General features: G+C 72.8%; 9 protein-coding genes. 3 read left to right on the forward strand and 6 right to left on the reverse strand.

The genetic code is table 11. The features are described 5' to 3' along the window. Positions 1–24: 24 nt before the first annotated feature. Positions 25–2,934 carry a helix-turn-helix transcriptional regulator gene (locus I8N67_RS28540; RefSeq protein WP_234046432.1) on the reverse strand — a complete coding sequence of 970 codons (2,910 nt, stop codon included), beginning with the start codon at positions 2,932–2,934 and terminating at the stop codon, positions 25–27. 243 nt (positions 2,935–3,177) lie between these two features. Between I8N67_RS28540 and I8N67_RS28545 the strand changes: the two genes are divergently transcribed. Both I8N67_RS28545 and I8N67_RS28550 read left to right on the forward strand, forming a co-directional pair. Beyond that, positions 3,178–4,662, forward strand: coding sequence for a purine-cytosine permease family protein (locus I8N67_RS28545; protein WP_200307082.1), 1,485 nt, complete (start codon positions 3,178–3,180; stop codon positions 4,660–4,662). Then, positions 4,659–5,297 carry a cysteine hydrolase family protein gene (locus I8N67_RS28550; RefSeq protein ID WP_200307084.1) on the forward strand — a complete coding sequence of 213 codons (639 nt, stop codon included), beginning with the start codon at positions 4,659–4,661 and terminating at the stop codon, positions 5,295–5,297. The genes I8N67_RS28545 and I8N67_RS28550 overlap by 4 nt, the downstream gene beginning before the upstream one ends. Here the strand turns inward: I8N67_RS28550 and I8N67_RS28555 are convergent. Beyond that, positions 5,273–6,562: an alpha-L-fucosidase gene (locus tag I8N67_RS28555; protein ID WP_200307087.1), complete on the reverse strand. Its 1,290-nt coding sequence runs from the start codon at positions 6,560–6,562 to the stop codon at positions 5,273–5,275. The genes I8N67_RS28550 and I8N67_RS28555 overlap by 25 nt on opposite strands. A 237-nt stretch (positions 6,563–6,799) precedes the next feature. On the opposite strand from I8N67_RS28555, the gene I8N67_RS28560 reads away from it, so the two are divergent. Then, a complete protein-coding gene (locus I8N67_RS28560) occupies positions 6,800–7,210 on the forward strand; it encodes an SseB family protein (RefSeq protein WP_200307089.1) in 411 nt (136 codons plus the stop codon). A gap of 27 nt (positions 7,211–7,237) precedes the next feature. Here I8N67_RS28560 and I8N67_RS28565 read toward each other — a convergent pair whose 3' ends face one another. From I8N67_RS28565 to I8N67_RS28580, 4 genes are all read right to left on the reverse strand, one after another. Next, complete coding sequence (locus tag I8N67_RS28565; protein WP_200307091.1) at positions 7,238–7,639, reverse strand: MarR family winged helix-turn-helix transcriptional regulator; 402 nt, start codon at positions 7,637–7,639, stop codon at positions 7,238–7,240. Positions 7,640–7,812: 173 nt separating this feature from the next. Further along, the gene (gene glgB / locus I8N67_RS28570; protein WP_200307093.1) at positions 7,813–10,017 is read right to left on the reverse strand and encodes a 1,4-alpha-glucan branching enzyme; all 2,205 of its coding nucleotides are present in this window, start codon (positions 10,015–10,017) and stop codon (positions 7,813–7,815) included. Between the two features lie 4 nt (positions 10,018–10,021). Then, positions 10,022–11,407, reverse strand: a complete 1,386-nt coding sequence (locus I8N67_RS28575) for a maltokinase N-terminal cap-like domain-containing protein (protein WP_200307095.1) — start codon at positions 11,405–11,407, stop codon at positions 10,022–10,024. 29 nt (positions 11,408–11,436) lie between these two features. Further along, on the reverse strand, positions 11,437–11,695 hold a 259-nt coding region (locus I8N67_RS28580), incomplete at its 5' end, for an alpha-glucosidase C-terminal domain-containing protein (protein ID WP_200307096.1).

An 11,695-nucleotide genomic window follows, 5' to 3' on the forward strand; every position in this document is an offset into this window, starting at 1 on the left:
GGAGGGCCCCGGCCACACACATCCTCACCCGCTGCCGTCGCCGAGTTCACCGAGTTCGCCGCGGACCTGGAGGGCGGCCAGCGCGGCACGCGAGGTGACCCCCGTCTTGCGGTAGATGCGGGAGAGGTGGGTCTCGACCGTGCGCGGGCTGAGGAAGAGCCGCTCGGCGATGGCGGGACTGGTCAGACCCTCCGCGACGAGGGCCGCGATCTCGTGTTCGCGCGGGGACAGCGTGGCCGGCTCCCCGGGCGCCGGCTCCGGCGCGGACGGGCCCGCGACCGCGTCCGTGCCGGGGCCGGCACCCACGCCTGGGCCGGAGCCCGCCTCGGCCTCGGGGTCGGCCGCGCTGTCGGCGAAGACGGCCGGGCGGATCAGGTCCGCGAGGCCGACGAGCAGGCGGGCGTCGGCCTCGGTGCTCAGCCGCCGGGCGCGTTCCCACATGGCGCGGGCACGGGCGGCCCGCCCGGCGGACGCGGTCAGGGGCGCGCCCAGCAGCAGCGTCTGGGTCTCCCACAGGAGGGCTCCGCCCCGGAGCGCCTCCTCGGCGGCCCGCTCGAAGAGGTCGGCCGCGGCGGCCACATCGCTCTCGGCCAGCGGCACGTGTGCCCAGCTGCGCAGCGCGGACGCCCGCTGGGCCGCGAGGCCGAGCCGCTCCGCCTCCTTGCCGGCCCGTTCCGCCCAGAGCCGGGCCTCCTCGTGCTCCCCGGTGAACACCGCGGCGGTGACGAGGATCTCCAGGAACAGCGGCCGCATGCTGGGCTGCAGGCCCCCGAGATCCTCCCCGCCCGCCCGCAGCACGGCGGCCCGGGCCCGCGCCGGATCACCGGCGTGGATCGCGGCGTACCCGAGGATGCACCAGGCGATGGACGCCCACCAGCCGGTGCCCGAGCCGGCCCGGGCGACGGCCTCCTCGGCCACGGCCAGCGCGGTGCCGTCGCCCGGCGGGAGCGCGGGGATCAGCGCCTGCGACTTGGACGCCAGCACGAAGGCGAGCACCTCGTCGCTGCCGATGCTCCGGGCGATCGTCTCCGCCTCCTCCGCGAGTTCGAGGGCCGACCGGAGCCGCAGTGTCAGGACCTGGACGTGGGACTGGCAGAGCAGCAGATGCGGCACGACATAGAGCCGGCCGCCCCGGCGGGCGACGACGAGGCCGCGCTCGGCGTGCCGCTCGGCGTCGGCGTACCGCTCCAGGAAGGCCTCCGCCCAGCCGAGGCGGGCCAGCGGCTCGCACAGCCCCGCCAGATCCTGGTCGGTGAGGGAGTCGATCAGCGCGGCGGCACGGTCGGCGGCCTCGGCGGCGGCCACCGTGTTGCCCTCGTACGCCTCCCCGAGCGCGGTGACGGCGAGGGCGCCCGCCTCCGCGACCTCGTCGCCCAGCGACCGGGCCAGCTCCAGGGTGCGGGCCACGTCGTCGCGTACATCGGGGTAGGAGCTGGCGTGCGGTGCCGACGAGCCCAGCTCCAGACCGAGTTCGACGGTGTCGGCGGGGGAGAGGTCCGCGCCCCGGGCCAGTTCGCGGCGCAGCAGGGCCACGGCCTCGGCGTACCGGCCGAGGTGGCGCTCCATGACGGCGCACAGGGTGACCGCCGAGGCCCGTACGCCGTCGTCGGTGCCCGGTGGCGACAGGCTGATCACCTCGTGCAGCAGGTCCCGGCTCTCCCGCAGCCCGCCGCAGACGCCGAGCGCCTCGGCCCGGCGCAGCATCAGGTCGCGGCGGAGCGCGGAGTGCACCGGCCGTTCGGGCAGATGGGTGAGGGCGACGCCCAGCCAGTGGGCGCTGCTCGCGGGCGCGGTCGCGGCGGCCTGCCGGGCGGCCTCGGTGAGGACGGCCACGGCGTCCGGGTCCCAGCCGGTCATCGACCGCTCCACGTGGTGCGCCCGCTCTGTCACGGGCGCCCCGACCCGGGCCAGCTCGGCGGCCGCGAGCTGGTGCATCCGGGTGCGCAGCAGGGGATCGGTGGTGTCGTGGACCAGGGCCCGCAGTACCGGATGCCGCAGCGCCCAGCGGCCGTCGGGCCCCGGCTGCGCGAGATCACGGGCGGCCAACTCCCTGAAATCGGCGTCGAGTTCGCTCGCGGGGCGACCGGTGACAGCCGCCACCAGGGCGGGCGACGCATGGTCGCCGAGCACCGCCACCGCCTGGACCGTGCGGCGCCGGGCGTCGGTGAGCGGGGTCAGTTCGTCCAGCAGCAGGGAGCTGAGCCCAGCGGGCCGCCCGGCCTGGAGCAGCGCCAGGAAGTACAGGGGATTGCCCTCACTGGCCGCGTACAGCTCGGCGGCGAGCGGGGCCGGCCGGTCGGGGGCCAGCGTCACGAGGCAGGCGCCCCGGTCCAGGGGGCCCAGTTCGAGGCGCAGCACCGTCCCGGTTTCCACACCTCGGGTGAGCGAGGCGGCGAGCCGGGGCGAGGTCTGCCGTTCGCGGCGCGCCACCACGATCAGTACGGGGGCGCGCCGCGGCGGATGTCGTACGAGATGGTCGAGCAGTTCCAGGGACGCCGGGTCCGCCCAGTGCACGTCGTCGAGGGCCACCACCAGGCCCTGGCAGGTCCGCGCGATCCGTGTCAGGAAGTCGGCCACGGAGCGTTGCAGGACGAAACGGTCCATGGAACGGCTCTCGGTGAACGGCGACGGCGGCCCGGCCCCGGTGTCGAGGTCCGCGAGCGCGTCGGTCAGGGGCTGGTACGGCAGATGCCGCTCGTACTCGGTCGCCCGGCCGCGCAGCACCGTCATGCCCCGGTCCCCCGCCCGTGCGCACAACTCGGACACCAGCCGGCTCTTGCCGATCCCCGCGGCCCCGGTGACATCGACGACCGTCGGCCCCCGGCCCGGGCCGCCGCCGGTCGCCGTACCGGTCCCGGTCAGGCCGTCGAGCACCTCACCGAGCCGTGCCAGCTCGCTGTCCCGGCCCACCAGCGGAGCCACGTCCCACGGCAATGCGTCCCCCCGAAGCCGTCCCGGAGTCGTCCCCGAGCCGTTCCGTAACCAATCCGGACGTTCGTGATCGCGAACCCCCGGGCCGAATATTTGAGGATTGTACGTAGATTCCGACATGTCGGAGGACGGACCGCCACCCCCCGGGACGCCACCTTGACGCCCTTGACCGGCGGATCTAGGTTCCCCTCGACGCGATCAGCGTGATCGGACGGACAGATCCGCGATCAGACAGGCAGGTCGACGATGCCGGACTCCCGTACCTCCGACGGCACTTCCGCCGTCCGTCCGCTCCAGGTGGAGACCCACGGCCTGGAGGTGATCGGCGACGCCGAGCGCAAGGGCACGCCACGCACCCTCTTCTGGCCCTGGTTCGGCGCCAATGTCTCCGTGCTGGGCATGAGTTACGGCGCGTTCGCGCTCGGCTTCGGCATCTCCTTCCAGCAGGCCCTGGCCGCCGGTGTCGTCGGCATCGTCTTCTCGTTCCTGCTCTGCGGCTTCGTCGCGGTCGCCGGCAAGCGCGGCTCGGCACCCACGATGGTGCTCAGCCGGGCCGCGTACGGCGTGCGCGGCAACCGGCTGCCCGCGGCCGTCTCCTGGCTGCTCACCGTCGGCTGGGAGACCGTGCTGTGCGCGCTCGCCACCATGGCCACCGCCACCGTCTTCCGCCGGCTCGGCACGGGCGGCGGCACCGAGACCAAGCTGGTGGCCCTCGTCCTGGTCGCCGCCCTCGTCGTGGTGGTCGGGGTACTGGGCTTCGACCTGATCATGCGCTTCCAGGCCGTGATCACCGTGGTCACGGGCGTCCTGACGGTCGTCTACGTCGCACTGGTCGCCGACCACATCCACTGGTCCGCCGTCAGCGCCGTACCCGCCGGCTCCGCCCAGCAGTTCATCGGCGCCCTCGTCTTCATGATGACCGGCTTCGGCCTGGGCTGGGTCAACGCGGCGGCCGACTACTCCCGCTACCTGCCGCGCGGCTCCTCCGGCCGGGGCGTCGTCGGCTGGACCACCTTCGGCGCCTCCCTCGCCCCGCTGCTCCTGCTGGTCTTCGGCCTGCTGCTCGCGGGCTCCTCCACCGACCTCGGCGAGGCCATCGCCCTCGACCCGATCGGCGCGCTGACCACCCTTCTGCCCACCTGGTTCCTGATCCCGTTCGCCGCCGTCGCCGTACTCGGCCTGGTCGGCGGCGCCGTCCTCGACATCTACTCCTCGGGCCTCGCCCTCCTCGCGGCCGGCCTGCGCGTGCCGCGCCCGCTGGCCGCGCTCGTCGACGGAGTGCTGATGATCGCGGGCGCCGTCTACATCGTCTTCTTCGCCGACGACTTCCTCGGCCCGTTCATCGGCTTCCTCACCACCCTCGGCGTCCCCATCGCCGCCTGGTGCGGCGTGCTGCTGGCCGACCTCCTTCTGCGGCGCCGTGACTACGCCGAGGACGACCTGTTCCGCACGGACGGCCGCTACGGCGACATCCCGCCGGGCCCGCTCGCCCTCACCCTCGGCGCCACCGCCCTCGGCTGGGGCCTCGTCACCAACTCGGCGGCGGGCTGGCTGGACTGGCAGGGCTACCTGCTCGGCCCCCTCGGTCTCGGCGGCAGGAACGGCGACTGGGCCTACGCCAACCTGGGCGTCCTGATCGCCCTGGCGGTCGGCTTCCTCGGCACGCTCCTCCTCGCGCGCGGGCGAGTACGGGCGCAGGAGACCCCGGGCCCCACGGCGGCCCGGCCATGACCGCACGGACTTCCCCCGGCGGCGAAGCCGCCCCCGCCACCGGCCCTCAAGCGCCCCGAGACCGCACGGTCACCCCGCCGGGCCTGCTCGCCGTCATCGACATGCAGCGCGTCTTCGCCGAACCGGACAGCCCCTGGGCGGCACCGCGTTTCACCGAGGCCGCGACCGGCGTACGACGTCTGCTGCCGGCCTTCGCCGAAGAACGGACCGTGTTCACCCGCTTCGTCGCGCCGGAGCGGCCCGAGGGGGCGTGGCGGGCGTACTACGACCGGTGGCCCTTCGCACTGCGGCCACCTGACGCCCGCCTCTGGGAAATCGTCGACGAACTCGCCGACGACACAGGGGACTTGGTGGATGCTCCCACCTTCGGCAAGTGGGGCCCGGGGCTGGCCGCCCGCCTGGGAACGGACGGGCGGCTCGTCCTGGCCGGTGTCAGCACCGACTGCTGTGTGCTGTCCACCGCCCTCGCCGCCGCCGACGCGGGAGTCGAGGTGCTGGTGGTCGCCGATGCCTGCGCGGGCGCGACCGACGAGTCGCACGCCAAGGCCCTGTACGTGCTGGACCTGTACCGGCCGCTCATCCGGGTCGTGACCGTCGACGAGGTGCTGGCTCAGTCGCGGCCCGTACCCCGGTAGAGGTCCAGTTCCCCGTCCAGTTCCACGGCGAGGACCGTCGCGTACGCGTCGAGGTCGGCCTGTGCGGGGGCGTCGATCCAGGTCACGCCGGGTACGGCGTCGAGGCCGCCGATCACCTGGTGGCCCAGCTCGATGCCCGTGCCGAGGACGGTGACCCTCTTGACGGGGTTGCGCAGGCCCCGTACCGCCACGGACTCGCGCGGCACGTCGAAGCAGGTCAGATACAGGGTGCGCCGGTCGGCGGAGAGGGTGCTGGGACCGTAGTGGTGCCCGGCGGGCAGGCCCGCGACCGTCCCGTACACGGCGTCGGAGTGCCGGCCGATCCACGCCCCGAGCCCTTCCAGCCGCTCGACCTGGTCGGCGGGAATCGACCCGTCCGCCCTCGGCCCGACGTCCAGCAGCAGATTGCCGCCCATACCGATCGTCTCGGCGAAGTAACGCACCAGCTGCCGCACCGACTTGTGGTGGTGGTCCTGATGCTGGAAACCCCAGGAGTCGTTGATCGTCAGGCACAACTCCCAGGGCCCGTCGGGTGCTTCGAGCGGCACTCCCTGCTCCGGGGTGGCGTAGTCGCCGTGGCTGAGCATCCGGGCGTTGAGGACGGTGTCCGGGTTCTCCGCGAGGATCAGCTCGGCCAACTCCCGTATCCGCCACTGCTGTTCGGTGCGCTCCCACTCGCCGTCGAACCACAGCAGATCGGGGCGGAAGCGTTCGACGAGCTCGGTGATCTGGGCGTCGCGGTAGGCGAGGTAGCGGTCCCAGGCGGCCGGGTCCTCCTTGCCGGGCTCGGCGTGCGAGTAGGGGTTGGCGTCGCTGCCGCCGGGGTGGGTGTTCGTCCACTTGGAGATCTCGGGGTGGCGGATGCTCGCGTAGTCCGGGTGGTTCCAGTCGGAGTGCGAGTAGTAGAGGCCGACCTTGAGGCCCCGCTCCCGCAGCGCGTCGACGTACCCGGCGACCACGTCCCGGCCCGCCGGGGTGCGCCGGACGACGCTCAGGTCGCCGTGGGCGGTGTCCCACAGGGCGACGCCGTCGTGGTGCCGGGCGGTGAGCACCGCGTACTTCGCGCCGACCCGGGCGAACAGCTCGGCCCAGGCCGCCGGGTCGTACACGGAAGCGGTGAAGCCGTCGAGCTGCTTCATGTACTGCTCGTGCGGCACCTCGCCCCAGTAGAAGGACCAGGATTCCGGCACCCCGTCCACGGCGTAGATGCCGTAGTGGATGAAGATGCCCAGTTTGGCGGCGGGAAACCAGGGTTGCATGGCCATGCGGACACGCTACGGGGAGCGCCGCGGCGGGCGCGTGGGCGCCGGTCACCACTACTGGTCGGTTTTCACCCCCAGGGCTGTCGCGCGGCCCGTGCCCGCCGCGGCGCACACCATGCGTGCACCGGACGGGCACACGGGCACAGGAATGTCCGTGGCCCAGCCGGGTACGCGAGGGACGTCAAGCCCGGGACGGACATCGTGCCGGGTGGCCCGTCCGCCACTAACCCGGGATCTTCCATGGACATACCCTCCACCGACCGCGCCGCCTCGGCGGCCCAGCGGGCGCTGATCGCCCTCGTCCTCGACACCGCGGACACGGCCGCGCTGGACACGCTGGCCGACAGCGACGTACTGGTGCCCGTGCCGGACGACGCCGACGAGGCGACCGTGAGCGATCCGACGGCCGTCGCGCTGCCCGTCCTCGAGCAGCCGGGCGGCCCGCAGATGGTGCCGGTCTTCACCTCGGAACCGGCGATGGCCGAACTGCTCCCCTTCGTGTCGCGCTACCGCCTGGTCCCGCTGGGCGCACTGGCCTCCCAGTGGCCGGCCGACGACGACCTCTCCCTCACCATCGACGCCGGCTCCCCGCACGGCCTGACCCTCCCCGGCCACGACGTGGGCACCCTGCTGGGGCGGCACGCGATGTGATCCGCCGCCGCGACCGGAACGCAGGCGTCAGTCCTGCCGCAGCATGCGGGCCAGGACGTCGCGCTGCAGGGGGAGGACCTCGGTGTGCAGGTCGCGGCCCTTGTCGGTGAGGGTGACCCATACGCCGCGCCGGTCCTCCGCGCAGACCGACCGCTCCACCAGGCCGTCCTTCTCCAGGCGCCCGATCAGCCGGGACAGCGCGCTCTGGCTGAGGTGCACCTTCTCGGCGATGTTCTGCACCCGGCAGAGATCCCCGGCCTCCTGGGCCGCCGCCATTTTGGACGCGAGGATGTCGAGCACCTCGAAATCACTGGCTCCGAGGCCGTGCGGGTGCAGTACGCGGTCGATCTCGCACATCGTCCGGGCATGCACCGCGAGAATGTCCCGCCACTGGTCCTCGAGCCGGGCGCCGACCGTGTTCGCTGCCATGTGTGCACGGTAACAGTGGGCGCGTCTTCGGCTGCGGGTGAGTGGGGGTTGCTCGCGCAGTTCCCCGCGCCCCTGAAAAGCGGGGGCTGCGCCCCATGCCTTTCGCCTTTATGGGGCGCGGGGAACTGCGCGACCAGCCCCCACCGAACCGGCAGCCGAAAACGCACCACCCATCACCCCGGCCGCAGCCAAACCGTGGCAAGCGGCGGCAACGTAACGCTCTCAGCCTTCACCGGGCCGGAGGCCACCACGTCGCTCCCCCCATAACGCCCCGCATCCGTGTTCAACACCTCCCGCCACACCGAGACACCCGCAGGCGCCCCAAGCCGGTACTCCTCCCGGACCACGGGCGAGAAGTTGGAGACGGCCAGCAGCGGCGCCCCACCCGCGTCGAACCGCAAAAACGCGAAGACATTGTCCTCGGCGGCGTCCCCACGCACCCAGGCGAACCCGCCAGGATCACTGTCCCGCTGCCAGAGCGCGGGGACGTCACGGTAGACGGCATTGAGGTCACGGACGAGATCCCGCACCCCCCGATGGTCGGCCTCAGCGCCGTACGCCGGGTCCAGCAGCCACCACTCAGGACCGTCCGCCTCGGACCATTCCGCGCCCTGGGCGAACTCCTGCCCCATGAAGAGGAGCTGCTTACCGGGGTGGGCCCACATGAAGCCCAGATACGCGCGATGGTTCGCGCGCCGCTGCCACCAGTCACCCGGCATCTTCGACACCAGTGCCTGCTTCCCGTGCACGACCTCGTCGTGGGAGATCGGCAGGACGTAGTTCTCGCTGTACGCGTACATCATCGAGAACGTCATCTCGTTGTGGTGGTACTTACGATGCACCGGCTCGTGCGCCACATAGCCCAGCGAGTCGTGCATCCACCCCATGTTCCACTTCAGCCCGAAGCCCAGCCCGCCGCTGTCGGTGGGCCGCGTCACGCCGCCCCAGGCCGTCGACTCCTCGGCGATGGTCACGACGCCCGGCACCCGCCGGTACACGGTCGCGTTCATCTCCTGGAGGAAGGCGACCGCGTCCAGATCCTCACGCCCGCCGAACACATTGGGGGCCCACTGACCTGAGTCACGCGAGTAGTCGAGGTAGAGCATCGACGCGACCGCGTCCACCCGCAGCCCGTCCAGGTGGAACTCCTCGCACCAATAGACGGCGTTCGCGACCAGGAAGTTGCGTACCTCGGTGCGCCCGAGGTCGAACTCGTACGTCCCCCAGTCCGGATGCTCGGCCCGCTGCGCGTCCCCGGGCTCGTAGAGGGGCTCCCCGTCGAAGCGGGCCAGCGCCCAGTCGTCCTTGGGGAAATGGGCGGGCACCCAGTCCAGGATCACGCCGACGCCGGCCCGGTGCAGGGCGTCGATCAGGTACTTGAAGTCGTCGGGGGTGCCGAGGCGGGCCGTCGGCGCGTAGAACCCGGTGACCTGGTAACCCCAGGAGCCGCTGAACGGGTGCTGGGCGACCGGCATCAGCTCGACGTGGGTGAAGCCGAGGTCGCAGACGTACGCCGGTAGCACCTCGGCGAGTTGACGATACGTCAGGCCAGGGCGCCAGGACGGAAGATGGATCTCGTAGACGGAGAACGGCGCCTCGTGCACCGGGGTGTTCCCGCGCCCGGCCAGCCACTCCGCGTCGCCCCACTCGTAGTGCGAGGCCGTGACGACGGACGCCGTCGCGGGAGGCGCCTCTGCCTGGCGGGCCATCGGGTCCGCCTTGAGGAAACGGTGACCGTGACGGGAGGTGATCTCGAACTTGTAGCGGGCGCCCTCGCCCACCCCCGGCAGGAACAGCTCCCAGACCCCGGACGAACCGAGGGACCGCATCGGGAAAGCCGTCCCGTTCCAGCAGGCGAAGTCCCCGGCGACCCGCACCCCTTGGGCGTTCGGCGCCCACACGGTGAACCGGGTGCCGGTCACGCCCTGGTGGGTCATCGGCTCGGCGCCGAGCGCCCGCCACAGCTCCTCGTGCCGTCCCTCGCCGATCAGATGCAGATCCAGCTCCCCGAGCGCGGGCAGGAAGCGGTACGGGTCGTGCACCTCGTGGTCGGCGTCCTCGTACGACACGAACAGCGTGTACGCGGGGACGGCGTCGAGCGGCAGGAGGACGGAGAAGAGGCCGTCACCCTCCGAGGAGAGGTAGGTGCGCTCACCGTCGAGCACGATGCTCACGGCATGGGCGTACGGCCGCAGTGCCCGTACGACGACGCCACCCGGGACGGGGTGGGCGCCGAGCAGGGCGTGCGGGTCGTGGTGCGCGCCGCAGAGCAGCCGCGCACGGTCGTCCGGGGCCAGGGGCGGGGCGCCTTTGACGGCCCGGGGCCTGCGCGTCGGCGGGCCGGCCGACTCGGGGGGTGAGGTGTCGCGCAGAGCCACGGTCTCAGTCTCCTCTCACAGCGATACGCCCGATCGCCGCCATCGGCACGGGCAGCCAGTCGGGGCGGTGCCGGGCCTCATACAGGACCTCGTACACGGCCCGGTCCGTCTCGTAGGCGCGCAGCAGACTCTGTTTCTCGCGCGGGTCCCAGCCGGCGCGGTCGGCGTAGCCCGCGCAGTAGGCCTCCCGGCAGTGGCGCGCCCACTGCGGGCGCCAGGGGCGGCGCTGCCGGGCGGCGTAGTCGAAGGAGCGCAGCATCCCGGCGATGTCCCGCACCGGGGACTGGGTGCCGCACCGCTCGGTGAGCGGACGGGACGGCTCGCCCTCGAAGTCGATCACGAACCACTCCCGGCCGGCCCGCAGCACCTGCCCCAGATGCAGATCGCCGTGGATCCGCTGGGCGGGCGGCCCGGCATCGCAGGACAGGAGGGCCCGGAAGGCGGTGCGCAGGCCGGGGACGAACGGCTGGAGCGCCGGTACACAGCGCGCGGCGGCGTCCAGCCGCTCGGTCATCGCGGCCGCCGTCCGCTCGTTCTCGTCATGGGCCCCCGGCGGGAAGGCCGAGGCCAGCGCCAGGTGCACGTCCGCCGTGGCCCGCCCCAGTTCATGGGCCTGCGTGGTGAAGTCGTGCCCGGCGGCGAGCGCGCCGAGCGCCAGTGTCCAGCCGTCGGACGCGTCGGGCAGGAACGGCTGGAGCACACCGAGCGTCGCCGCGAACGGATCCGTCGTCCGGAACCAGGCCACCGGAGCGGGCACCCGGCCACAGCCCTGCCCGGCCAGCGCCCCCGGCACCTCCAGATCGGGGTTGACGCCGGGCTGGATGCGCCGGAAGACCTTGAGGATGAACTCGTCCCCGTACACCAGCGAGGAGTTGGACTGCTCGGCGGCGAGCAGCCGGGGCGCCAGGCCGGCCGGGACCCGTACGGCGGGGTCCGCCTCGAAGCGCAGGGGGCCCGTCGTGCCGGGATGCCGCAGCCGTTCGAGCAGCAACCGCGCCGAGCGGGGGTCGTACAGCGCGTCGTACACCGTCAGACCCGCGAGCGGCCCCTGCCGAGCCTGCCCGATGAGCGCCCGGCCGAGGCGCGGCGGCAGCTGTTCGCCCACGCCCAGCAGCAGCTGGTAGCAGTCGCCTGCCGGGAGTGCGCCGCCGGGCGCCGGCACCCCGGGCCCGATGTGACTGGGCTGACCGGTGTGCACAAGCAGATGCAGGCAGCCCGGATACAGCTCGGTCGTCGACAGCAGGGCGAGGTCGGTGACCGGCCGGTCCTTGCCGGCGAACCAGCGCTGCCGTGGCAGCCACTCGCGCAGCAGCCCGGCGAGCGAGGTCATGAGGTCGGCGGCGACCCCGTCGCTGCTACGCGGGAGCAGTGCTGATGCCGTCTTCGGCATGGTGACGCGTCCTTTCGCCGGCCCACGCTTCAACGCCCTCGGGCAGCGCGGGAGAGGACTCGGGAGAGCCGGAACCAGTAGAAGCCGTGGCCCGCGAGCGTGAGCAGATAGGGCAGTTCGCCGATGGCCGGGAAGCGCACGCCTCCGATGAGTTCGACGGGGTGGCGTCCCTCGTAGGAGCGCAGGTCGAGTTCGGTGGGCTGCGCGAAGCGCGAGAAGTTGTTGACACAGAGCACCAGATCCTCCCCGTTCTCCTCCGTGGGGGGCGTCTCCCGCAGATACGCCAGC

Source organism: Streptomyces adelaidensis, assembly GCF_016598475.1.
GTDB lineage: Bacteria > Actinomycetota > Actinomycetes > Streptomycetales > Streptomycetaceae > Streptomyces > Streptomyces adelaidensis.

Excerpts from the sequence above, each read along its gene's own strand:
- I8N67_RS28545 (WP_200307082.1), top strand. The coding sequence starts at position 3,178 with ATGCCGGACTCCCGTACCTCCGACGGCACTTCCGCCGTCCGTCCGCTC.
- I8N67_RS28550 (WP_200307084.1), top strand. The coding sequence starts at position 4,659 with ATGACCGCACGGACTTCCCCCGGCGGCGAAGCCGCCCCCGCCACCGGC.
- I8N67_RS28555 (WP_200307087.1), bottom strand. The coding sequence starts at position 6,562 with ATGGCCATGCAACCCTGGTTTCCCGCCGCCAAACTGGGCATCTTCATC.
- I8N67_RS28560 (WP_200307089.1), top strand. The coding sequence starts at position 6,800 with ATGGACATACCCTCCACCGACCGCGCCGCCTCGGCGGCCCAGCGGGCG.
- I8N67_RS28565 (WP_200307091.1), bottom strand. The coding sequence starts at position 7,639 with ATGGCAGCGAACACGGTCGGCGCCCGGCTCGAGGACCAGTGGCGGGAC.
- I8N67_RS28575 (WP_200307095.1), bottom strand. The coding sequence starts at position 11,407 with ATGCCGAAGACGGCATCAGCACTGCTCCCGCGTAGCAGCGACGGGGTC.